We start from the raw sequence: 22,064 nt of genomic DNA, 5'->3' as shown, positions 1-22,064 counted from the left end.
AGCTTACGCTCAAAGGTGCAAATACGAACTAGACCTGAGGGTAAGTGCCCGACACAGTGAACCTATGGCTCAGCACGAAGCTCTGCGCGGGATTTTCGTCCCGCTCGTCACTCCGTTCACCGCCACCGGAGACGTCGCGCTCGACGCACTGCGAGCTTTGGCTCACCGCGTCCTCGACGACGGCGCGACCGGCCTGGTGGCCCTGGGCACGACCGGCGAACCGGCCACCCTCGACGCCGAGGAGAAGCGCACGGTCCTCGATGTGTGCGCCGAGGTCTGCCGCACCCGAAACGCACCATTGATCCTCGGCGCGGGCGACAACAACACCCGCGCGACCGTCGCTGCCCTGGACGCATTCGCCGCCCACCCCGAGATCACCGCGGCGCTGGTCCCGGTGCCCTACTACACGCGCCCGTCGGAAGCGGGCGTGCTCGCTCACTTCACCCAGCTCGCGGCGAGCAGCCCCGTGCCGGTGATCATCTACCACATCCCTTACCGCACAGCCCGATCCGTCAGTGCGCACACCCTGCGCGAACTCGGCCGACTGCCCGGCATCGCCGCGGTGAAATACGCGACAGGCGGCATCGACGCCGACACCATCGACCTGCTCGGTGACCTTCCTGCGGACTTCGCCGTCCTCGCGGGCGACGACGAATTCCTCTTCCCGCTGCTCGCCTTGGGCGCCACCGGCGGCATCCTCGCCTCGGCACAACTGACCACCGCACCATTCGTCGCCCTGATGTCCGCGTGGCACAGCGGAAATCCGACCCGAGCCCGCGAACTGGGCGCGGCCCTGGCAAGAATGTCCGCCGCCGCCTTCGGTGAACCCAACCCCTCGGTGATCAAGGCAGTCCTACACGCCCAGGGCCGAATCCCCACCCCGAATGTCCGCCAGCCCCTGCTGGCCGCCGCGCCGGACTCGATCGCGCGGACCCTCCACCGACTCGACGAGCTCACCGAAGTGCGGATGTGACCAGCGCACGGCCCACGCCATCCATGTGGCGCAAGCACGAACTCGGGCGCGCCCCGCCGCCGCACCCAACCACGTCGACCGGGTCAGATCTCACGACGCAGCGGCGAAGGATTCGTACCGCTCGACTCACCCGACACCCTACGACCGATCTTGATCGGATACCTATACGGGGTATAGGCTCAACGGGAAACCGGCCGTTCGACCGAGGAGTGGGCGACATGGAGCAACGCGGACATCGGCACGACAACCCGGCTGATGGTCATGCAGCGCACGAGGCGAGGCCCGCCACCCGGTCGGTGGTGCTCGATATCGGCGGGATGCGCAGGGCCAGTGAGCAGAACGTCGTCACCGCGATCCTCGGCCGGCGGGCCGGTGTCGTCGATGTCGCGGTCAATCCGGTCTCCCACACCGCAACAGTCGTCTTCGACCCCACGCGGACCTCGGTAGCGCAGCTACGCGACTGGATTCGCGACTGCGGCTACCACTGCGCGGGCCGCTCGGTGCCCGGACATCTCTGCGATCCGATGACCGAGCCCGACGGGCCAAGCGGCCACACCGCCCCGCGCAGCCAGAACGCGACGGCAACCGATCATCGCGCCCACGACCTCTCGATGCCATTGCCGCATGAACAGCACGAACTCGCCCCGACGCCGAGGGATCCCGACACGACCCACGGGCACCCCGCATCGGCAACTATCCGGGAACATCCGACGCCGGATCGTGGGGCGCTGGATTACGCGGCGATGGGCCACGGCGGCCACGCGGGCCACGCTGGCATGTCCATGGAGGCCATGGCGGCCGATATGCGCAACCGTTTCCTGGTGGCGCTGGTGTTTTCGGTGCTGGTGATGTTGTGGTCGCCGATGGCCTCGGACATGTTCGGTCTGGATGTGCCGGTGCCTTTCGAGCTATGCCAGGACGTGTGGGCGCTGGTGCTGAGCCTGCCGGTGATCTTCTATTCCTCGGCGATCTTCTTCACCGGTGCGGTGCGTGCTCTGCGCGCTCGCACGCTGGACATGATGGTGCTCGTCGCGGTCGGGATCGGGGCGGGCTGGTCGTATTCGCTGGCGATCACCCTCACCGGCGGCGGCGAGGTGTTCTACGAGGCCTCCACGATGCTGGCCACCTTCGTGCTGCTCGGTCATTGGTTCGAGATGCGCGCCCGTGGCGGTGCGAGCGATGCGATTCGCACGCTGCTGGATTTGGCGCCGCCGATGGCGCAGGTGTTGCGCGAGGGGGAGCCGGTGGAGGTGCCGACCGCGCAGGTCGTCGTCGGTGATCTGCTGCTGGTGCGTCCGGGGGCGAAGATCGCCGTCGATGGTGTCGTGGAAGGCGGCGACAGCGAGGTCGACGAATCGATGGTCACCGGCGAGAGCCTGCCGGTACACAAGTCCGCGGGTTCGGCGGTGATCGGGGCCAGCATCAATGTCAACGGCACACTGCGGGTGCGCGCGACCAAGGTCGGCGCCGATACCGCACTCGCGCAGATCGTGGAACTCGTTCAGCAGGCCCAGAATTCGAAGGCTCCCGGCCAGAAGCTGGCCGACCGGGCCGCGTTCTGGCTGGTGCTCGTCGCGTTGATCGGCGGTGCTGCGACGTTGGGGGTGTGGCTGCTGGCCGGTGCGAGTTTCGCGAAGGCGATGTTGTTCGCGATCACCGTCGTGGTGATCACCTGCCCGGACGCGCTGGGTTTGGCCACGCCGACCGCGATCATGGTCGGCACCGGGCTCGGCGCGAAACGCGGGGTGTTGTTCAAGAATGCGATGGCGCTGGAGACCGCAGCGCGCATCGAGGTGGTGGTGATGGACAAGACCGGCACCTTGACCAAAGGCGAGCCCGAGGTCACCGAGGTGGTGACCGTCGAAGGCACCGAAGAGAACGCGGTACTTCGCCTGGTCGCGGCCCTCGAACGCGACTCCGAGCATCCGCTCGCGCAGGCGATCGTGCACCGGGCGGAGCAGCTCGGTGTCGACGGTCGGCGCGCACAAAGCTTCGAAAATGTGCCCGGCCACGGCGCGATAGCCGAGGTGGACGGCCATCGGGTGGTGGCCGGCAATCGCCGCCTGCTCGATCGTGAGGGCATCGACGCCACCGCCCTGTTCGATGCCCGCGAACGCCTCGCCACCACCGGCCACACCGCGGTACTCGTCGCCATCGACGGCAAGGCCGCCGCCGTCATCGCCATCGCCGACGCCGCACGCGACACCTCGGCTGCCGCGGTGTCGGAGCTGCACGATCTCGGCATCGAAGTGGTCATGCTGACCGGCGACAACCGGGCCACCGCCGAACGGATCGCCGAGGAGCTGGGCATCGACACCGTGATCGCGGACGTCCTGCCCGGCGACAAGGCCGCGAAAATCGTTGCGCTGCAACAGGCCGGGCGCAAGGTCGCGATGGTCGGCGACGGCGTCAACGACGCACCCGCCCTCGCCGCGGCCGACCTCGGCATCGCCATCGGCGCGGGCACCGACGTCGCCATCGAAACCGCCGACCTGGTCCTCATGCGTTCGGACCCCCTCGACGTGCCCACCGCCCTGCGTATCGGCCGCGGCACCCTGCGCAAGATGCACCAGAACCTGGCCTGGGCCGTGGGTTACAACACCGTCGCCCTGCCCATCGCCGCAGGCGTATTCGAACCCGCCTTCGGCTTCACCCTGCGCCCGGAGATCGCGGCCCTTTCGATGTCGGGCTCGAGCGTCATCGTCGCCCTGAATGCTTTGTCGCTCAAACGCCTGCCGCTGCCCGCCCGGAGGCCCGCTACCGAGAACAACCGTGTGTCCGCACGCCGGTGAGGTCGGGTTTCACCGTCGTTCGACCCGTCGTCGACCGATGAACGCCGACACCACGCTGTACACGTCTGAGACAGTGCCCTAGATTCGGTGGGCATGCAGACCATCGAGCTCGACGCGCCCGACGGCACCATCGAAGCGATCGTCGCCCGCCCCACCGGACAGGGGCCGTGGCCAGGGGTCGTCGTACTGCACGACGGGGTGGGTTTCGGCACGGATCTGCGCGGCAACGTCGAGATGCTCGCCGACTACGGTTACCTCGCGATCGCCCCGAACCTGTTCTCCCGCGGCCGGGTTCGCTGCATCCGCTCGATCTTCGACGCGCTGTTGCGCACCGGCGAGGGCCCGCCGATTCGTGACATCCTCGCCGCACGCGGGTACCTGCTCGCCGACGTCGATTGCACACGCAAGACCGCGGTCATCGGCTTCTGTCTTGGCGGTGGCTTCGCCTTGCTCACCGCTGCACAAGGATTCGACGCCGCCGCACCGTTCTATCCGGGTCTCTACGGCGACTACCGCAGCATTCTCAACGGTGCCTGCCCGATAGTCGCCAGCTACGCCGCACTCGACCCGTCACTGATCGGCGCGCCCGCCAAACTCGACCGCGCACTGACCGCACTCCAGGTCGAGCACGACATCAAGTCCTATCCCGCCACCATGCACGGTTTCGCCAACGTCTTCCCCGTCGAGCCACTGCTGCGTGTCACCGGCCTGGGCTACGACCAGGACGCCGCCCGCGATGCCTGGCAGCGCATCTTCGCCTTCTTCGACCGCCACCTCGGCACCGAAGATCGTGTCGCACGGCCTGACGCGACATAACCACTGCCGCGGTCCGCCGACCACCTCATGGGCGTCGAGTCGCTGCGCGACCCGCCGTGATCGGGAGCCGGGCACCGTCGAGCAGGGCTCGACCGCCCATCAGCGCGAGGCGGCTATTCCCCGCGCCACTGCGGGGCACGCTTCTCCGCGAAAGCGCGCGGGCCTTCAAGGGCGTCCTCGCTGACGAACACCGCAATCGCCTCCTGCGCGCTCATCTCCCAGATCGGAGTATCCCAGTCCGAGCCGAAGCCGTTGACTCGGTGCATGATTCGCTTGGAGGAGCGGACCGCGAGTGGGGCGTTGGCTGCGATGGTTTCGGCGAGCTCGATGGCGGCGGAGAGCACCTGGTCGGCGGGTACGACCCGGTTGACCAGACCCCATTGGGCGGCCGTGGCGGCATTGATGGGGGCGCCGGTCAACGCCATTTCCAGGGCGATCTTGGGTGGGATCTGCCGCGGCAGTCGCAGCAGGCCACCCGCCGCGGCGACGAGACCGCGTGTGACCTCGGGCAGCCCGAGGGTGGCATCCTCGCTCATCACCGCCAGATCACTGGCGAGGACGAACTCGGTGCCGCCACCGAGGGCGAAGCCGTTGACCGCCGCGATGAGCGGTTTATCGATGAAATGCCGGACCAATCCACCGAATCCGTATTCCGGGTGCTCGGGGTCACCGATCCCGTTGCCGCGGGCGAGTTCTTTGAGGTCGGCGCCCGCGCAGAAGGCGCGGCCCGCTCCGGTGATCACCCCGACTCGCAGCTGCGGATCGGCGGCCAGTTCCTCGAGTGCGGCCCCGACGGCGATCGAGAGCTCGGCGTTCACCGCGTTCATCGCCTCGGGCCGGTTCAGGGTGATGACGGCGATGTGGCCCCGGCGTCGCAGGGTAGCGGCCTCGCTCACGACAGTCTCCTCGTTCGTGGTGATCTGCTTGTTGGACCCTACTGCGGCAACGAGATCTGCGAGGGCGCATCGGCGGTGAGCGCGGCCACTACACCGGCGAACATGGTGTTCTTGATGGCGCCGAGGGTCGCGGAGTCCTTGCCTCCCAACGGGGCGAGCAGTGCCACCGCCGCGGTCGTCACCTCACCTTCGCCCGCGGTCGCATCGACGATGTCGTAGTCGCGCGCGTCTACCCCACCGAAGCGGCGGCCGGTGGTCATCGAGGCGAGCGCGGACCTGGGGGTGAGTTTGGCCTGGATGAGCGCGGCCATGCCCGGGGTGAACGAAATGTTGATGTCGACCTCGGGGAAGCAGAAGTAGCCGCGGTCGGCGCGCATGACGCGGTAGTCGTGGGCGATGGCCAGCATGGCGCCCGCACCGAAGGCATGTCCGGGCAGGGCGGCGGCGGTCGGGATGGGCAGGGTGAGCATCCGCGCGAGCAGCGCCTGCACCTGTCCGGTATACCACTGGATGCGTTCGCCGTTGGCCAGCAGCCAGTCCAGGTCGAGGCCGTTGGAGTAGAACTTGCCGCTGCCGGTGGTCACCAATCCTTGTGCGCCGTCGGCGAGTACAGCATCGAGCTGGGCGTTGATCGCGGTGAGGAAGTCGGGGGAGAAGCGGTTTTCGTCGTCGCCGAGGTCGAGGACGGCGATCGTGTCGTGGTAGGCGAGGGTGGGCATGGCGGTTCCTTTCGAGAGGGTTCGGCGCTGTCAGTGCGGTGGGCCCACGTCCAGGACCGCGCGCACCGCGGCCCGCAGATGTTCGTGGGCAACGGGTTGGCTGAGCCTGCCGCGTCGCAGCAGGATGGCGGTCGGCAGGTCGACCACACAGGTGGTGATCACATCGACCGCGCGACCGTCGCCGCGATCCCACAGGGCGTTCGAGAGCCGGACCAGCAGTGCCACCAGGGTGCGGTCGGTGCTGGCCAGCTCGGCGGCGACTGTGTCCGGCAGCTCGTCGCCGAGCAGTTGCTCGCGCGAGACCAGGTGCAGCAGTTTCCCGGATTCGGGGAATCGTTGGGCGAACAGCACCGGGGTCTGTGCCACGGCGACCACGGCCTCGATCGCCGCGGTGCGCGAAGGGGCGGGTGCGCCGAGGTGGGCCTCGACCAGTTCGGTCTGCATTGCCAGAAATCGGTGCGCGGCACGCAACCAGCTGCGCCCGAGCAGTTCCGCGCGCGAACCGAAGGTGTGATAGATCGCGCCGTTGGACGCCCCGGTCGCCGCGGCGACCGCGCGGATGGTGACCGCCGCGGGCCCTGATCGCACCGCCAGCGACTCCGCGGCATCGAGCACCGTGTCGGGGTCGTGGATCCGTGGGCGAGGCATATCCGAACTATAACAGAGCAATTGCTCTGTTATAAATGCCCAAGATTTTCGGGCTCGCACCCCACGGCATCGATACCCCTGTTGCGCACTGCCACTTCATGTTTCGGCCAGTCACGGTTACTTTCCGGTGGCCGGAGTTTCACATCGGAGATTTCGTTACGCACGCACCGGCCCGCAATACAATGCGGTACTGTTCGGTCCTCCCCACACTTGCCCGAACGACAGAACGGCGCACCGATGTCACGAGTGGTCACCAAGGAGCAGTACTTCGACATCGCTCTGGAGATGCTCGCCGAACTCGGTTTCAAGGGCCTCAACATCGGCGTGCTGTGCCAGCGCCTCGGGATCACCAGCGGCTCGTTCTACCACCACTTCGGCAGCTGGCAAGGCTTCGTCGACGTGCTACTCGAGCACTGGGAGAACCGTCAGGTGCTCATCCTGCGCACACTGAACTTCAACCAGGGCAACCCCGACAACGACATTCGCGCCATGTCCGACCTTGCCTCGGGCCTGCACCACGCCGCCGAGGCCGCCATCCGCGCATGGGCCGCCAACGACGAATCGGTCAACCTCGCGATCAAACGCGTCGACGAATCGCGCCGCCGCACCGTGCACAAGGCGATCAAAGGTGTTGTCGGCGACGACGACACCGCCTCGGTGGTCACCTCACTGGGCATGGCGATGCTGATCGGTTACCAGCAGGTCGCCGCGAACGAAGACGTCTCCCTCGACAGGCTGCTCACCGAATACGCGCGGCTGATCTACTCCCACGCCCGCCGCTGAAGGGGCGCGCTCAGCCCAGCAGTTCGTCCACATAGCACCAGCGCCATGCTTCACCCGGCTCCACACTGCGCATCACCGGATGCGCGGTGGCGGCGTAATGCTTGCTGGCGTGGTTGCCGACCGAGGAATCACAGCAGCCGATGTGCCCGCATGCCAGGCACATGCGCAGATGCACCCAGCTCATGCCCTCGGCCACACATTCCCGGCACTCGTCGCGCTCATCGGATTCCAGCACCAGTGGCGCGTTGCGCAGATGTTCGCAGTTCTCGCTGCCCCCGGGCAGCGCGAGGGGTTCGACGGGCGCTTCCTCGGTTTCGTCGTACCGGTCGATGATCGACTCTTCCAAATCGAGCCTGGCCAGCACGTGCTGCAGGATCGCATAGTCCAGGGTGCCCGAATCTCGCACGCGCAGTACAGTTTCGCGTTCGGCGCGCAGCATTTCCAGGCGCAGGCGCCGGTACTCCGCGGTCGGTGTCGCCAGCTCCGATTCCGCGCGCCCCAGACTTTCCCATGCCGCGTTGGTCTTCCAGGCGACCCGATCACGCAGCGACTCGATGACGCTGAGCGGGGTGTCGGGGGTGATGCGCCGCTCCAACTCCGCCAGCCCCGCGTTGGTCGCCTGTTGCAGCAGGTTCGCCTTCTGCAACGCGTCCTCGGCGCGGCTGGGTCCACGTAGACGCAACCACCGCACCAGCACCGGCAGCGAGGTGCCCTGCACCAGCAGGGTGCCCGCCACAACGATCACGGCAAGCAGTTTCAGCACCGGCAGCTGCGGAGTGTCCTCCGGTAGCAGCAGCACCGCGGCGAGGGTGACCACACCGCGCATACCCGCCCAGGACACCACCGTCGCATAACTCAGTGGCACCTGCGATCCGGTCGGGGTCAACCGGTGAAACAGCAACGCCCACGGGTAGATCCACAGTGGTCGTGCCAGCATCGCCGCGACCAGCACCGCCGTCGCGGCGATGATCAGTTGGCGGTGGTCCAAACCACTGCCCCACGCGCCTTCGAGGATCGCGCGCATCTGCAACCCGACGATCAGGAACACCGAGCTCTCCAGAATGAACTGGATGGTGCGCCAGTTGGTTCGCTCGGCGATGCGCGAGGCCGCGCTCTGCCACACCGGCGCACCGTGACCCAGGATCATCCCGCAGGTGACCACCGCGATCACTCCCGAGGCGTGGATACCCTCGGCGGGCAGATACGCGATGAACGGCGCGAGAAACGACAGCGAGGTATCCAGGACCGGGTCGGTGATCCGGCGGCGCAGCATCGCAAGCAGATACGCCACCGCGATCCCCACCGCGGCGCCACCACCGGCGGCGAGCAGGAAATCTCCGCCCGCCTTCCACACCGTCACCGTCCCGGCCGAGGCGGCGATCGCGGTGCGCACCGCGACCAGCGCGGTCGCGTCGTTGAACATCGACTCGTCTTCGAGGACGGTGACGATGCGTCGCGGCATCCCGATCCTGCGCGCCACCGCGGTCGCGGCGACCGCATCCGGCGGCGCCACCACCGCGCCGAGCGCCACCGCGACGGCGAAGGGCACCGGCAGCAGCCACCACACCACCGCGGCCACCACGAACGTACTGAACAGCACCAGCCCCACCGACAGCGACGCGATGGTGCGCGCGTTGGCCCGGAAATCCACCAGCGAGGTCCGAATCGCGGCGGTGTAGAGCAATGGCGGCAACAACCCGAGCAGAATGATCTCCGGATCCAGATGAACCTCCGGCACGAACGGCACATACGACGCCGCGACACCGGCCAGCGTCAGCACCAGTGGTTCGGATATAGCGAAGCGGCGGGCCAAGGCCGCCAGCGACACCGCTGACGCGATGAGAACAACAAGGCCGAACGCGACATGCACTGTGGCATTCTCGCAGAGCAAATGGCTGGCGCGAACCGACCGTGCAGTACGTGACACGAACTCTATCGGCGGTTCGGCCGAATCGCTGTGGTGGCGGGGTTCGCGCGCAATGCTTGTCGACACACATGGAGGAGGTTGATATGGAGGAGTTTGCGCTCTGGCGTGCGAGCGGACGGCGCCACACTCATCGCGGTCACCAGGTCTTCTGGCGCGACGGCGGAGCAGGTGCGGATGGCACCCTGCTGTGTATCCACGGGTTTCCCACCGCATCCTGGGATTGGCACAAGATATGGCCCGGTCTGTGTGCGCGCTTCGCGCGGGTGATCGCACCGGACATGATCGGGTTCGGGTGGTCGGCGAAACCGCGCCACTATCAGTACGCGATCACCGATCAGGCCGATCTGCACGAAAACCTGCTGCGTGAGCAGGGCATCGGGCGCTTTCACATCCTGGCCCACGATTACGGCGACACCGTGGCCCAGGAGTTGCTGGCCCGTGACACCCAGCGCCGCGCCGAAGGCGATGACTCGCTGATGATCGAATCGGGGTGCCTGCTCAACGGTGGACTGTTCCCCGAAGCTCATCGAGCCCGACTCATCCAGCGGCTGCTGGCCAGTCCACTCGGCTCGCTGATCGGGATCCTCGGCACCGAACACACCTTCGCGAGCAGCCTGGCCGCAGTCTTCGGTCCCGAGACGAAACCCAGCGAAGAAGAGCTGCGCCAGTTCTGGTTGCTGTGGTGCAGCAAGCACGGTAAACGCAACGGCCACAAGCTTATTCGATACATGAGCGAACGGAAGTCGAACCGGGACCGCTGGGTGGGGGCACTGACACAGACCCAGGTGCCGCTGCGGTTCATCGATGGCCTGCTCGACCCTGTGTCGGGCGCGCACATGGTCAGCCGCTACCGCAAGCTGATCCCCGATCCCGATATCGTCGAGCTGCCCGCGGTCGGACACTATCCGCAACTGGAAGCCCCCGAGGACACCCTCTCCGCCGTCCTCGACTTTCACGGCACCCGGGTGAAATAACGCCGCCACCCGCCATTATGGACTCTCCCATGGGATGGCGGGTATGGCAGCGGCACGGCGAGCAGGCAGCGAAACCACCGCCCGCCCGCGCATCTCGATCGCGCGGGCGCGCATGATCGAGTGCGCCACCCGCTGACACCGCGCCCTTGCCGAACTCCTCATCCGCCACGGCCTGGACGCCCGCCGCGCCGACAGCATGGCCACCCTCACCGTCGCCGCCCTCGAAGGCGCAGCGCGCGAATTACAAGACCACCTCGCCGCCGTCCTGGGGTTGACGACCATCATACGAACCGTCTCGTCTCGACTGGGTGTAGCCTGCGCATATGTCCAATGCCCAGAATCCGGCACGTGCCCGGCGCAGTGAAAGCTCGCGGCAGGCGATCCTCACCGCTACCCGTGCACTGATCTCCGAGGTCGGGTACAAGACGGTGTCCATCGAGGCCATCGCGGCGCGGGCCGGGGTCGGCAAGCAAACGATCTACCGGTGGTGGCCGTCCAAGGGGGCGGTGATCTTCGATTCGTTCCTGGCGCTCAGCGCCGATGTCGACGGGCAGGGCATGGCGCTGCCCGACACCGGCGACATCGAGTCCGACCTGAAACTGGTGATGCGCGCGACGGTCACCGAGTTCGCCGACCCCGACTTCGAACGTCCGATTCGCGCGCTCAACACCGAGATCATCAACGATCCCGATCTCGCCACCCAGTTCCACGAGAAGCTGGCCCGCCCGGTGGACGAGGCCAAGAAGGCCCGCCTGCGCAGCGCGCAGCAGGCCGGACAACTCGCCACCGACGCCGACCTCGACTTGGTCCTCGAAGTGCTCTATGCCCCCTTGTTCCAACGGTGGTTGCATCGTTCGGGGCCGCTCACCGCCGAGTACGCCGATTGCCTCGTCGACATCACGCTGCGAGCCTTCGGCCCCTGAGGAGTTCCCGATGCGCGTCGAACGTCAGCGCCGAGCCGAAAGCGCTGATCGAGGGCACCCGAGCGCACGCCGGAGGCCCGTCTGCGGTCGCCACCAGGTCGCGCAGCTGCCCCGCCGTCGCGCGTCGCGGTCTAGGTCGCACAGAACTCGTTGCCTTCGGGGTCATTCATGACCCACCAGTGCCCGGCCGGTCCCTTGTCGACCTCGCGGACGCGGACCGCCCCCAACTCCTCGAGCCGGGCCGCCAGCGCTGCCAGACCACCCGGCTCGCTGTGGATGTCGATATGCAAGCGGTTCTTGACCGTTTTGGCTTCGGGCACGTCCTGGAAGAGCAGCCGTCGACCGCGCCCGATACCGCTGGTCTCGTCGAATGGATCCTCGGGATGGCGGATGGCGGCGTAGCCGCGGAACGTTTTTCGGCCTCGGTGCTCGATGACCGCGTCCTGGCCGAGGTGGCCGGCAGCCAGCAGCTGCTCGATGAGAACGCTGGGGTCTTCCACCTCGTACTCCAGCGCCGCGGCCCAGAAGTCCGCGAGGACGGGTGCGTTCGTGCTGTCGATCACCAATTTCCAGTTCACTGCCATGTAGCCCTGGCCTCCTGCTCAGCGGCGTCGACGAATTCGGTGCCCTCGACCATCCCACACCCCCGACCATCGCCTCCGCGCAACGGCGCACCAGGGATTCGAGGTGGAAGAGGCCGTCACGGCTGGCTGGACAACAGATCAACAGGGCGCGAGTCGACCTCGATACGGATCGGCCGCCGGCACCTCACCGTGTCGGCGATGGCGCCGGCAGTGAATCCCGCTGCCCGCCTACCCTTTCCGAGACACCGACACAGAGCCATGATCAGCCTGCGACACGACCGCGTCACCGATGACCAGCGCAGCGACCACGGTCACCCAGGTGTTGTTGACCGCGGAGTTCCCGGAAAACGGGTCGGTCGATGCGGGATCATGCAGCAGATTGACATTCGCACCGGGCAACGCTGCCGCGACCTGCCAGCCGACACCGGGTTCGCGGTGTCCCCAACCGTGCGGGATGGCGATGGTGCCCGCGCGGATGTCGTCGGACACCTCGAGGCTCACCACGATCGACCCGGTCGGGGAGCTGACGGTGACCTGTTGCCCGTCGGTGAGGCCGCGGGCGGTGGCATCGGCAGGGTGCATGAGGGCAGTGCAGCGGTCACGGCCCTTCACCATCGGCGGAAGGTTGTGCAGCCAGGAGTTGTTGCTACGCAGATGGCGTCGACCGATCAGTTTGAGGTCGTAGCCCTCGACAGGAGTGGTGAGCGCGACACCGCGGTCGGCATCCTCGAGCAGGGTGGCGGCCGCGGCGAGGAAATCCGGTGGCGCCAGGTGCACTTTGCGGTCGTTCGTGCCGATCAGGGCCCGCAATCGCGGCTGCAAGGGACCCAGGTCGATACCACCGGCGGCGGCACGCACCTTGGCGACGGTCAACCCTTTGAACCCGCGCCGCAGCACACCGTAGGGTCCCGTCGCCACCCCGACCGTCGCCAACCGCATCGGACTGAACTGCTCGAACACCCCGTTGAGCAGACGCGAGGCGAACCGCCGCGCAGGCAACGGCAGCACCTCGGTGATCAACCGCGCCATGATCTGCCAATCCTCCAACCCACCGGCGGGCGCATCGAATACGCGCGCGTCGTAGCGCAGATTGTTGCGCACGCTGAACACCGGGAACAGGATGTTGAGGTCCTCGCGTTCCAGCGGCGAAATCGGCGGCAGGATGATGTCGGCGTGGCGGGTGGTCTCGGTGATGTACATGTCCACCGCGACATAGAAATCCAGCGAATCCAGCGCCGCACCGAGCTGACCGCGCTGCGGGGTCGAGAGCACCGGATTGCCGGCGTAGGTGATCATCGCGCGGATCTGCCCCTCACCCTCGGTGCGGATCTCCTCGGCCAGCACCGCCACCGGCAACTCCGAACGAAACGACTTGTACATCCCTGACCGGTCGGTCCACGCCCCGTACCCCATCGGCAAATATTTGGTGAACCGTGCCACGTCGATCGGCGGCGTCGCGAACATCTGCCCACCCGGAGAATCCAAATTCCCTGTCACCGCGTTGATCGCATTGACCAGCCAATGGGTGAGCGTGCCCGTCACCTGCTGACACACCCCGATACGGGCATACAGCACCGCCGAGTCCGCGCCCGCGTGCTCACGCGCCAACCGGCGAATAGTGTCCGCGTCGACACCGGCGTGCGCGCCCACCCGCTCCGGGGTGACCTGGGAAACCAATTCCCGCAGCTCATCCCAGCCGGTGCACTGCGCGCGAATCTTGGCCTCGTCACACAGATTCTCGGTGACCAGCACCTGCAACATCGCCAACAACAGGTAGACGTCACCGCCGGGGGCGATCGCGACATGCTCATCGGCCAACCGCGCGGTCTCGGTGCGCCGCGGATCGATCACGACGACCTTGCCGCGGCGACGCACCTCCCGAATACGCGCCTTGGCATTGGGCATCGTGGTGACCGACCCGTTGGACACCGCGGGATTGGCGCCCATGATCACCAACCGATCGGTGCGATCGATATCGGCGACCGGCATCAGCACATTCGACCCGAACATCCGCCACGCCACGAACTCCTGCGGGAACTGATCGATCGACGACGCCGAAAAGAAATTGCGAGTCGACAACACCGCCCGCAGCAACCCACCATAGATCACCGACGAGCTGTGCGCCGCTGGGTTCCCCAGATACATGCCGATCGCGCTGGGCCCGTGTTCACCTCGCACCCGCCGCAGCCGCTGCCCGATCTCCCGAAACGCCTCGTCCCAGCCGATCGGCTCGAAGCTGTCACCGACGCGCCGCACCGGGGTGCGCAACCGATCCGGATCATGGTGCAGCCCACCCATTGCCGTCGCTTTCGGGCAGATATAGCCCTTGGACAACACATCCTCGGGATTGCCCTCGATGCGAGTGACCTTCTCGTCCTCGACGGTGACCAGAATCCCGCAGTGCGCCTCACACAGCGTGCATTGTCGCGCGACGGTGGTAGCACTCATGAGCCGTCCTTTACACCATTGAGAGAATTTCTCTCTCAGACTACAAGCGTTCGCCGTCGTCGGAATAGATTCCGAGAGGGGCGATCTTGTGCCCGCGCAGGCACGATTGCGCACACGAGGCCGATCTGGATTCGCGGCGCGAGCAGCCCTCGCGCGTCGAATCGTGCACCGAACCAATCGTGAGTGCCATCGGCTACGAACAGAATTCGTGGCACGCACCAACTCGCAGAGGAGACCAATGCGCAGGTCCGCGTTCTGGTTCTGGGGTAGCAGGATCGGGGCGGCAGTGATCGCGTACTGCACGATCTCCGCGATCGGATCGTGGTTCGCCGACAATGGCTACTGGCGTGCGTATGCGGCAGCCGGGATCATCGGCGTCATCGCATGGTGGTTCGGTAACCGGCTCGGCGTGCGAACGGCAGCGGACGCACGTAGGCCCGCAACGAATCCGGATATCGCCCAGTGCCGGTGGGATGTCAGCCAAAGTATCGACGTGTTCGGTGCGGAGGATCCGCGCACCCTCGGTGCTCAGCTCGTACTCGCCGATGCCTGCTGGGCATCGGGACAACAGGACGAAGCGCTGTACTGGTACATGGCAACCCACGCCAGCTGCCTTCGTGCCCTCGGCACCGACCATCCGATGTCGATCGAGGCCGAACGCCGATTGCGCGACGCACACCACCGATCGAGATCGGGCCCGGACGACAACGATTCGGCCGACCCATCGGATTCGCCATAGCCACAACCGATTCGGCACCCACAGACCGCTCACGGGTTCGCACACCTAGATCGGCGTGATCGACAACCACAACGCACCAGGTGCGGCCGCGGGTACCACCGGATTCTTCGGCGCGATCGCATCGATCCGACGATAAGGCGCACCCAACGGCGGCCGCTGATCGACTTCACCCCTGTTGGGCCACAACGCCATCGCCCGCTCCGCCTGCGCGGTGATCGTCAACGACGGGTTCACCCCGAGGTTCGCCGAGATAGTCGAACCGTCCACGATGTGCAAACCCTCGTAACCGTAGAGACGCTGGTACGGGTCGACAACACCGGTATCGGGGGAATCCCCGATCGCACATCCACCGATGAAATGACCCGTGATCGGAATGTTCACCATCTCAGTCCAACTACCCTGCGCGATCCCATCGATCTTCTCCGCGACCCGACGCGCCACATCGTTGCCCTCCGGAATCCACGCCGGGGGAGCGGCACCGGTACCCGGCTTGGTCGTCATCCGCCGACCGAACAGGCCACGCTTGTTGTAGGTGATGATCGAATTGTCCAGGTTCTGCATGACGAGCAAACCGATCATCCGCTCCGACCAATGCCGCGGATTATGCATCGCCACCAGATCCCGGCGCCGCCGAAACAGCTCCCGCGCACCGAGCACCCAGCGCCGCTTACCTTCCTGGCCATCGACCAACACCGTGGTCATCAACCCCATGAAGTTGCTGCCCCTGCCGTAACGGACCGGCTCGATGTGGGTGTGAGCATTGGGATGAATCGACGAAGTGATCGCGACACCCTTGGTGAAGTCCGAACCCCGATCGCGCGAACGCGCCGCCAACACGGCCTCGGAATTCGTGCGCGCCAAATGCCCCAGCCGCGAGGACACCTTCGGCAACACCCCACGATCCTTCAAGTTGTGCAGCAACTGCTGGGTCCCGAGCGCGGCCGCGGAAAACACCACCTGATCAGCCGTGAAGGTCTGCCTCGCCCGACGCACCCACCGACCGGTCCGCACCGTGTCCACCGTGTACCCGCCACCAGTGCGCGGCCGCACCGTTACCGCGGTCGTCAACGGATGCACCATCGCACCCGCCTGCTCCGCCAAATACAGATAGTTCTTGACCAGGGTGTTCTTCGCACCATGCCGACACCCGGTCATGCACTCACCACAATGCGTGCACGCCCGCCGCTGCGGACCGACCCCACCGAAGAACGGATCCGCCACCGCCGCACCGGGCCGAGTGCCCGTGTCGGCGAACAACACTCCCACCGGAGTACGCCGATAGGTCTCCGCGATCCCCATATCCTCGGCGACCGCCTGCATCACCCGATCCGACGGCGTCGTCGCCGGATTCGTCGTCACCCCGAGCATCCGCTTCGCCTGGTCGTAATGTGGCGCCAGCTCCGAGCGCCAATCGGTGATATGCGACCACTGCTTATCGCGATAGAACGTATCCGGCGCTTCGTACAACGTGTTCGCATACACCAGCGAACCACCACCGACACCGGAGCCACTCATGATGAAGGTGTCATTGAGCAGGGTCATCCGCTGAATACCGAAGCACCCCCACTTCGGTGCCCACAGATACTCCTTCAAATGCCATGAGTTCTTCGCGAACTCCTCATCGGCGAAGCGGCGGCCGCTCTCGAGCACACCCACCCGGTACCCCTTCTCGGTCAACCGCAGCGCCGTGACACTGCCACCGAACCCGGAACCGATAACCAGTACGTCGTAGTGCGTCATCGTTGTGTTCGCCTTACCTTCCGGTCGGCTCCAACGCGACGGCGAGTCCACCGAACCCGGCGCCGACGATGAGCACGGCGGTGTGCTTGTCATGTCGCCAACTGTAGGAACCAGGACACATCTCGTAAGAGAGTCGAGCGGCCACAAAATCAATAATTTCGGCCATCAGTAGATGTATGTTTCGCCGCAGGTCGCGGCCGCGCTACCTACCGACCGCGGCGAGCACGCTTCGCGCCTGATGGTCGGCGCCGAGCTGGTTCGGATGAAACGGCACCGCCGGACCCACCGGGTCGCTGGTGAACGGCGCCAGCCCCTCCGCCCACCGCACACCCGCGGGCTTGCACGCATCATGCCCATCACTCGAACCGTAGGTATCGACCAACTCCGCGCCGGCCTCCGCGGTCGCCCGCGCGATCATCGCATTCAGCTCGATCAGCTTGCGCCCCAACCACTGCGCGTCACCATCGGAAATCGGAACCACCGGAAAACAACCGCCCTCGGTACCGACGCTCTTCAAATAGTTCAGCACCAGAATCCGCGCATGCGGTGCACGCGCCCTGATACCTTCGATCGTCACGACCACCTTCGGTTCCGCCGCCTCGATATTCACCGACATCCGATCAACCCCGTTGACAACGAACGAGTTCAGACACGGCGTCGCCCCGGCGTCGAGTGTCGGACACGCTTGGACGGCCGCCGCCAAACCCGCGTCGTTGCCGCCGATCAGCACCGTCACCAAGTCCGTCGAGGGAGTCAGTCGATCGAACTGCGGGGGATTGACCCCGCGCGGCGCGACCTGGCTTCCCGTCATATCGACAGTCTGCGCACCACCACAGGACGCATCCCGCAACACCGGAACCGCCAGCGCGGCAGCGACCTGCTTGGCATAGCTACCCCGGCTCTGCGCGCAACCCAACGGCACGAATTCATCGGTCACCAACCCCGGATTCAGCGTCGAATCCGCCGCCCACGAATCACCCAGCGCCACATACTCACCGAACTGCGGTGGTGTCGCCGATGCGGACTGCGCAACGACCGGCAATGCCACACAGGCGGCCGCCCACGCGATCAATGCCCGAGACGCCTTGTTCATGAAACCCCTCCACAGATGCTCGCCGTCGCGAGCCGACTCAATTGGACGTACGTCCAGCATGGGTGAAAGTATCAGCTGGGCAATGAGATGAGCGGCCCGGCACCCCCAGCGCGGCCCGAATCATCACCGCCATCGACAGCCCGTACAACCACAACCCGACGCGGATTCGTTGGGCTAGGCGGCGTTTCGAGTTACCATTAAAACTGAGGTTCTTGATTTCGAACTTTTCGCCACCTCGTCTCCCGAAGTGGCTATACAGACTTGCCCTGGTCGCGGTACCAGCGATCTGTAGCGACCAGTCGCCGCTTTCACGAAAGGAGCGATCGCTTATCGGCCGTCATAACCGAACACCCAATCAGCTAGGGATATCACAATGCATACCAAGTTCGCCGCGGCACTCGCCGCGATCCTGATCCCCATGTCAATCTACACATTTGCCGCTCCATCGGCATCGGCCGCTTCGACACCCGCGGCACCCGCGCCCACTCCTGCTGGTTCGGTGGCGATCTGCTTGTCCATCCCAGTCGGGTCGGTAGCCCTCGTATTCTGCCTCTGAGATAGCTCCAGGGTGAAGCCCCCGTACGCCGCGAACGCGGCGCTCATCACGTGTGCGGGCCATCGCCGCCGCAAAGAGAGACGCAAAGCCTCAGACTCGCCGGGACCGTGTCGGAGGTTGATGTCGTCGACCCAGCCATATTGAAAGCAACAGTTGGTCAGCTCGGACCAGAGGCAATTATGACCGGGCCGATGAATGAATTCGGCCTCATGCAATTGGTTTCGAAACCAATTATTGGCAAACGTTCGGTCGGGTTCACGATTTCAAGGGTCCGGTTGCAGTCCGGCAACGGTGCCACATGCCAGCGGCACAAGGTTCACCACGACGGTCGCCGCGACCGCCCGCGCGACCATCGCATTCAGCTCGATCAGCTTGCGACCCACCCCCCGCGCGTCACCATCGAAAATCGGGATCATCGGAAACAACCGCCCGCGATGCCGACGCCCCTCGAAATAGTTCAATGATCGACTACCCGCCAGTCGTCAGAGTGACGTTTCTTGATGAGGAAGCAGGCACCGGGCGAGACTGGCTCGCGGGAATGATGTTGCCGCCCATATCAATTCGAGCACTCACAGACCATCACCTCACGCCGTGACAGCGACGGGCTCACCTTCCGGCTTCGCCCGAAAGCCCGGCAGATACCGATCGACCACAGGAATCAAAACCTGAATCAACGGCCCGATACCGAACGCATACACAACCGTCCCGACACCCACACTCCCACCCAGCACCCAACCGACCACCAACACCGTCACCTCGATCGTCGTGCGAACCAACCGCACCGACAATCCCGTCCGACCAACCAGTCCAGTCATCAGTCCATCACGCGGCCCAGGCCCCATACCCGCACCGATATACAGCACAGTCGCCAGCGCATTCAACACAACCGCCGCACCCATCGCGCCGACCCGCCCCACCAGCACCTCCCACTGCGGAAGCAACCACAACCCGGCATCCACCGACACCGCGATCACCACCACATTGCTCACCGTCCCCAGACCGGGCCGCTGCCGCAACGGAATCCACAACAACAGCACCACCACCCCGGTAAGCGCGGTCACCGTCCCGAAGCTGATCGGCACATGCCGCGCGACACCCTGATGAAACACATCCCACGGATCCAACCCGAGCCCGGCACGCACCATGACAGCCATGGAAAACCCGTACAACCACAACCCGAAATACAACGCGACCAACCGGCGAAACAACATCGACCCAGCATGCCGACAACTGGCCCTTGAAAACAGATCCACTTACTAAACACTGGACCCCGAGATCAGCGCCCGACAGGCCACCTCGACATGCCGCTCACATCTACGCACGGTCCAGCTGCGGCCATATCCGGCATGTGCAGGGGTCCCAGTAGTTCGTGCCGACCAAGTGGCGCGGCTATCTCGACGACGCGCGCAAGTCCGGGAACGCGGTCATCGCCTGGACGACAGAGTATTACGGGCTCGCGGTGGACCAGATGCGCCGTCAGGGTCGCTGCATAGATGCCGATGTGCTGGCCCACATCTCGCCCGCGCACAGCGAGAACATCAACTTCTTCGGCGCGATCGAGGTCGATATCGACGCAGAACTCGCCCAGCTCGGCCCGACCGGCTTCCGGCCGCTGCGGGTTCGCGACATGCTGTTCTGATCCGCGCCCCGACCGGACACGATGCTGATCGTGGGCGGGATCGCGGACCCCGTGCAGTCGCTGCAGCGGTGTCGGGGAGAAGGGCGGAGCACCGCGCGGTCAACGGGCGTCCGATCTGGGGATATGGATGCCGGCGGCGCGGAGCTTGGTCTCGAAAACCGCGGCCGCTCGCGTCGTGGCCGATGTCTGCTCTTCCCCGTGGCGGGCGATCAGCGTGTACCGGGTCGCGGCCTCGGTGCGGGCTTGCAGGGCGGTGATGATCTTCAGGTGTGCGGGGTTGGCGAGGTAGTGCTCGGCCATGGTGGTGGCGAGCTCGGCGACGCGGGGGTCGTCCGGTTCCCAGGCCGCGGCCTCGGCGGCGCGCTTGATCAAGGCGACATACCTGGGGTCGTCGAGTGCGCCCTCGACATGGGTGAGGTAGTCGTCGAAGCCTTCAGGGACAAGGGCTTTGGCCAGCACCCAGCCCTCCCGGGCGTTCGCCACCTCGTCGGTGGCGAAGCCGAGTCCGGTCATCCGCTCCAGCAGCGCCACCGCGTGGTCGCCCAGCAACGCCCGGTCGCCGTCGGCGAGCCGGTGCAGGGTGTCACGTCGCGCGGTCAAGTCCTCGATCCGTTCGGTGAGCTGCCGTCCGACGTCGGCGAGCGCGGTGGCCAACCGCGTGGCGTCAGCGTCGAGCATGGGCCCGATCTCGGCCAACCGCACCCCGGCGGCAGCCAGCATCCGGACCTGGACCAGCCGCAGCAACTCGGCCGATCCGTACCGCCGGAAACCGGAGCTGTCGCGTTCGGGCTCCGCGACTAGGCCGAGCTTGTGGTAGTGCCGCACCGTCTTCACCGTGACACCGACGAATGCGGCCGCCTGCCCGATCGTGACTCCGTTGCTCATCTGCTCAGCCTGCCTTGTCCTCGAACCCGGCGACCGTGCGCACCGGCGGCCGCCGGGATTTCCACCTCAACAGCCATCCGATACGACGGAGCGGCACACACACCACAGCGCAACCACCGCGCCACTAGATGAGGTTCAGTGCAACGGCGATAGTGCCGAGCGTCGCCACGATCGAGGTCACGCCGACGTGCATTCCGATCGACAGCCGGATGTCCTTGTGCCGCCACGCGAACCAGTACCCCGGGAACGTGAAGATCACCCGCGACACGAACACCCACGGCGACCAGAAGTGGTACAGCGCGAACAAAACCGTGCTGAGCACCGGCGCCCATCCACCCAAGTGTGCGATGCGGGGCAGCAGGAAACCACGGAAGTACAGCTCCTCGATGAGCGGGAGGGAGATTCCGGTCAGCGGCAGGCATATCACCATCGTGGTGAGCAGCATCGAGTGCGAGTATCCATCGAGGTCGAGGTAGGTGTTGTTGCCGCTGCCACCGGTGTCCGCGAACGGAAGCCAGGTGAAGAAGTTGTCGAAGAAGAAGTTGTTCAACGGTGCCAACGCGAACCCGAGCACCATCATCCACACGATGAGCGCGATGACCATCACCACCAGCTTCGCGCGCGGGACCGGCTTGTCGGTGTAGTGCAGCACACCGTGCAGGGAGAACCGGCCGTTGCGCTGGCGGCCCAGCCACAGCAGCCCCAACTGGACCGGTATCAGAACCAGGCACAAAGCGATCGCCCAGCCCGCGAAGGCCGGATAACCGATGGCCTCGACGAATGGTTCGCCGATGAGCAGGTAGACGGCGACGATCAGGGCGCCGGGGACAAGATGCAACACGACCGACAGCGGCAGGGAGTGGCGGTCGTCCAGCAGCCGCTCGACTATCCCATGCTGTTGTGTGTCTTCGAAGGCGCGCATGACAAGA

19 protein-coding genes and 1 pseudogene are annotated in these 22,064 nt (G+C 65.8%); 8 read left to right on the top strand and 12 right to left on the bottom strand.

What is annotated here, in order from left to right:
* The first annotated feature begins 64 nt into the window (after positions 1-64).
* The 3 genes from ACLMAJ_RS23000 to ACLMAJ_RS22990 all read left to right on the top strand — a co-directional run bounded on the left by ACLMAJ_RS23000 (position 65) and on the right by ACLMAJ_RS22990 (position 4,581).
* Positions 65-973, top strand: a complete 909-nt coding sequence (locus ACLMAJ_RS23000) for a 4-hydroxy-tetrahydrodipicolinate synthase family protein (RefSeq protein WP_412015868.1) — start codon at positions 65-67, stop codon at positions 971-973.
* Between the two features lie 317 nt (positions 974-1,290).
* Positions 1,291-3,765 (top strand): heavy metal translocating P-type ATPase, encoded by a 2,475-nt coding sequence (locus tag ACLMAJ_RS22995; RefSeq protein WP_412015956.1) that lies wholly within the window; start codon positions 1,291-1,293, stop codon positions 3,763-3,765.
* Positions 3,766-3,858: 93 nt separating this feature from the next.
* Entirely contained in the window at positions 3,859-4,581 is a 723-nt protein-coding gene (locus tag ACLMAJ_RS22990; protein ID WP_412015867.1) for a dienelactone hydrolase family protein, read from the top strand.
* A 113-nt stretch (positions 4,582-4,694) separates the two neighbouring features.
* Here the strand turns inward: ACLMAJ_RS22990 and ACLMAJ_RS22985 are convergent, their stop codons facing one another.
* Genes ACLMAJ_RS22985 through ACLMAJ_RS22975 form a run of 3 tightly spaced genes read right to left on the bottom strand, consistent with a single transcriptional unit; the run spans position 4,695 to position 6,844 of the window.
* Complete coding sequence (locus tag ACLMAJ_RS22985; RefSeq protein WP_412015866.1) at positions 4,695-5,477, bottom strand: crotonase/enoyl-CoA hydratase family protein; 783 nt, start codon at positions 5,475-5,477, stop codon at positions 4,695-4,697.
* 38 nt (positions 5,478-5,515) lie between these two features.
* A complete protein-coding gene (locus ACLMAJ_RS22980) occupies positions 5,516-6,196 on the bottom strand; it encodes an enoyl-CoA hydratase-related protein (RefSeq protein WP_412015865.1) in 681 nt (226 codons plus the stop codon).
* Between the two features lie 30 nt (positions 6,197-6,226).
* A complete protein-coding gene (locus tag ACLMAJ_RS22975; protein ID WP_412015864.1) occupies positions 6,227-6,844 on the bottom strand; it encodes a TetR/AcrR family transcriptional regulator in 618 nt (205 codons plus the stop codon).
* Positions 6,845-7,081: 237 nt separating this feature from the next.
* Between ACLMAJ_RS22975 and ACLMAJ_RS22970 the strand changes: the two genes are divergently transcribed.
* Positions 7,082-7,627, top strand: a complete 546-nt coding sequence (locus tag ACLMAJ_RS22970; protein ID WP_412015863.1) for a TetR/AcrR family transcriptional regulator — start codon at positions 7,082-7,084, stop codon at positions 7,625-7,627.
* Positions 7,628-7,637: 10 nt separating this feature from the next.
* Here ACLMAJ_RS22970 and ACLMAJ_RS22965 read toward each other — a convergent pair whose 3' ends face one another.
* Positions 7,638-9,497, bottom strand: coding sequence for a Na+/H+ antiporter (locus tag ACLMAJ_RS22965; RefSeq protein ID WP_412015862.1), 1,860 nt, complete (start codon positions 9,495-9,497; stop codon positions 7,638-7,640).
* A 140-nt stretch (positions 9,498-9,637) separates the two neighbouring features.
* Here ACLMAJ_RS22965 and ACLMAJ_RS22960 point away from each other — a divergent pair, with 140 nt between their 5' ends.
* Positions 9,638-10,528 carry an alpha/beta fold hydrolase gene (locus tag ACLMAJ_RS22960; protein WP_412015861.1) on the top strand — a complete coding sequence of 297 codons (891 nt, stop codon included), beginning with the start codon at positions 9,638-9,640 and terminating at the stop codon, positions 10,526-10,528.
* Positions 10,529-10,851: 323 nt separating this feature from the next.
* Entirely contained in the window at positions 10,852-11,451 is a 600-nt protein-coding gene (locus ACLMAJ_RS22955; RefSeq protein WP_412015860.1) for a TetR/AcrR family transcriptional regulator, read from the top strand.
* A gap of 131 nt (positions 11,452-11,582) precedes the next feature.
* Here the strand turns inward: ACLMAJ_RS22955 and ACLMAJ_RS22950 are convergent, their stop codons facing one another.
* Together ACLMAJ_RS22950 and ACLMAJ_RS22945 are read right to left on the bottom strand one after the other, a co-directional pair.
* Positions 11,583-12,035 (bottom strand): VOC family protein, encoded by a 453-nt coding sequence (locus ACLMAJ_RS22950; RefSeq protein ID WP_412015859.1) that lies wholly within the window; start codon positions 12,033-12,035, stop codon positions 11,583-11,585.
* A 228-nt stretch (positions 12,036-12,263) separates the two neighbouring features.
* Complete coding sequence (locus ACLMAJ_RS22945; protein ID WP_412015858.1) at positions 12,264-14,483, bottom strand: molybdopterin oxidoreductase family protein; 2,220 nt, start codon at positions 14,481-14,483, stop codon at positions 12,264-12,266.
* Between the two features lie 238 nt (positions 14,484-14,721).
* Here ACLMAJ_RS22945 and ACLMAJ_RS22940 point away from each other — a divergent pair, with 238 nt between their 5' ends.
* Complete coding sequence (locus tag ACLMAJ_RS22940) at positions 14,722-15,222, top strand: tetratricopeptide repeat protein (RefSeq protein WP_412015857.1); 501 nt, start codon at positions 14,722-14,724, stop codon at positions 15,220-15,222.
* A 45-nt stretch (positions 15,223-15,267) separates the two neighbouring features.
* On the opposite strand, the gene ACLMAJ_RS22935 is transcribed toward ACLMAJ_RS22940, so the two are convergent.
* The 4 genes from ACLMAJ_RS22935 to yczE all read right to left on the bottom strand — a co-directional run bounded on the left by ACLMAJ_RS22935 (position 15,268) and on the right by yczE (position 19,822).
* Complete coding sequence (locus tag ACLMAJ_RS22935; protein WP_412015955.1) at positions 15,268-16,962, bottom strand: GMC oxidoreductase; 1,695 nt, start codon at positions 16,960-16,962, stop codon at positions 15,268-15,270.
* Between the two features lie 202 nt (positions 16,963-17,164).
* A complete protein-coding gene (locus tag ACLMAJ_RS22930; RefSeq protein ID WP_412015856.1) occupies positions 17,165-18,055 on the bottom strand; it encodes an SGNH/GDSL hydrolase family protein in 891 nt (296 codons plus the stop codon).
* An 819-nt stretch (positions 18,056-18,874) separates the two neighbouring features.
* Positions 18,875-19,027, bottom strand: a complete 153-nt coding sequence (locus tag ACLMAJ_RS22925) for a hypothetical protein (protein WP_412015855.1) — start codon at positions 19,025-19,027, stop codon at positions 18,875-18,877.
* Between the two features lie 168 nt (positions 19,028-19,195).
* A complete protein-coding gene (yczE, locus tag ACLMAJ_RS22920) occupies positions 19,196-19,822 on the bottom strand; it encodes a membrane protein YczE (protein WP_412015854.1) in 627 nt (208 codons plus the stop codon).
* Positions 19,823-20,028: 206 nt separating this feature from the next.
* Between yczE and ACLMAJ_RS22915 the strand changes: the two are divergent.
* Positions 20,029-20,250 (top strand): annotated as a pseudogene (locus tag ACLMAJ_RS22915) (Tn3 family transposase); the annotation flags it as partial.
* A 99-nt stretch (positions 20,251-20,349) separates the two neighbouring features.
* Here the strand turns inward: ACLMAJ_RS22915 and ACLMAJ_RS22910 are convergent.
* Both ACLMAJ_RS22910 and ACLMAJ_RS22905 read right to left on the bottom strand, forming a co-directional pair.
* Entirely contained in the window at positions 20,350-21,135 is a 786-nt protein-coding gene (locus tag ACLMAJ_RS22910; protein ID WP_412015853.1) for a MerR family transcriptional regulator, read from the bottom strand.
* Between the two features lie 124 nt (positions 21,136-21,259).
* A complete protein-coding gene (locus tag ACLMAJ_RS22905) occupies positions 21,260-22,057 on the bottom strand; it encodes a CPBP family intramembrane glutamic endopeptidase (protein WP_058856509.1) in 798 nt (265 codons plus the stop codon).
* Between the last annotated feature and the right edge of the window lie 7 nt (positions 22,058-22,064).

The organism is Nocardia arseniciresistens (genome assembly GCF_046764875.1).
Classification (GTDB): Bacteria; Actinomycetota; Actinomycetes; order Mycobacteriales; family Mycobacteriaceae; genus Nocardia; species Nocardia arseniciresistens.
The sequence above is the reverse complement of the archived record's forward strand: the minus strand, read 5'-3'. Positions and strand labels throughout refer to the sequence as shown.

Bases quoted from the DNA above. Each gene is read 5' to 3' on its own strand.
- ACLMAJ_RS22905 (WP_058856509.1), bottom strand. From the start codon at position 22,057: ATGCGCGCCTTCGAAGACACACAACAGCATGGGATAGTCGAGCGGCTG.
- ACLMAJ_RS22925 (WP_412015855.1), bottom strand. From the start codon at position 19,027: ATGATCCCGATTTTCGATGGTGACGCGCGGGGGGTGGGTCGCAAGCTG.
- ACLMAJ_RS22960 (WP_412015861.1), top strand. From the start codon at position 9,638: ATGGAGGAGTTTGCGCTCTGGCGTGCGAGCGGACGGCGCCACACTCAT.
- ACLMAJ_RS22970 (WP_412015863.1), top strand. From the start codon at position 7,082: ATGTCACGAGTGGTCACCAAGGAGCAGTACTTCGACATCGCTCTGGAG.
- ACLMAJ_RS22940 (WP_412015857.1), top strand. From the start codon at position 14,722: ATGCGCAGGTCCGCGTTCTGGTTCTGGGGTAGCAGGATCGGGGCGGCA.
- ACLMAJ_RS22995 (WP_412015956.1), top strand. From the start codon at position 1,291: ATGCGCAGGGCCAGTGAGCAGAACGTCGTCACCGCGATCCTCGGCCGG.
- ACLMAJ_RS23000 (WP_412015868.1), top strand. From the start codon at position 65: ATGGCTCAGCACGAAGCTCTGCGCGGGATTTTCGTCCCGCTCGTCACT.
- ACLMAJ_RS22930 (WP_412015856.1), bottom strand. From the start codon at position 18,055: ATGAACAAGGCGTCTCGGGCATTGATCGCGTGGGCGGCCGCCTGTGTG.
- ACLMAJ_RS22980 (WP_412015865.1), bottom strand. From the start codon at position 6,196: ATGCCCACCCTCGCCTACCACGACACGATCGCCGTCCTCGACCTCGGC.
- ACLMAJ_RS22935 (WP_412015955.1), bottom strand. From the start codon at position 16,962: ATGACGCACTACGACGTACTGGTTATCGGTTCCGGGTTCGGTGGCAGT.
- ACLMAJ_RS22955 (WP_412015860.1), top strand. From the start codon at position 10,852: ATGTCCAATGCCCAGAATCCGGCACGTGCCCGGCGCAGTGAAAGCTCG.
- ACLMAJ_RS22910 (WP_412015853.1), bottom strand. From the start codon at position 21,135: ATGAGCAACGGAGTCACGATCGGGCAGGCGGCCGCATTCGTCGGTGTC.
- ACLMAJ_RS22950 (WP_412015859.1), bottom strand. From the start codon at position 12,035: ATGGCAGTGAACTGGAAATTGGTGATCGACAGCACGAACGCACCCGTC.
- ACLMAJ_RS22975 (WP_412015864.1), bottom strand. From the start codon at position 6,844: ATGCCTCGCCCACGGATCCACGACCCCGACACGGTGCTCGATGCCGCG.
- ACLMAJ_RS22990 (WP_412015867.1), top strand. From the start codon at position 3,859: ATGCAGACCATCGAGCTCGACGCGCCCGACGGCACCATCGAAGCGATC.
- yczE (WP_412015854.1), bottom strand. From the start codon at position 19,822: ATGTTGTTTCGCCGGTTGGTCGCGTTGTATTTCGGGTTGTGGTTGTAC.
- ACLMAJ_RS22945 (WP_412015858.1), bottom strand. From the start codon at position 14,483: ATGAGTGCTACCACCGTCGCGCGACAATGCACGCTGTGTGAGGCGCAC.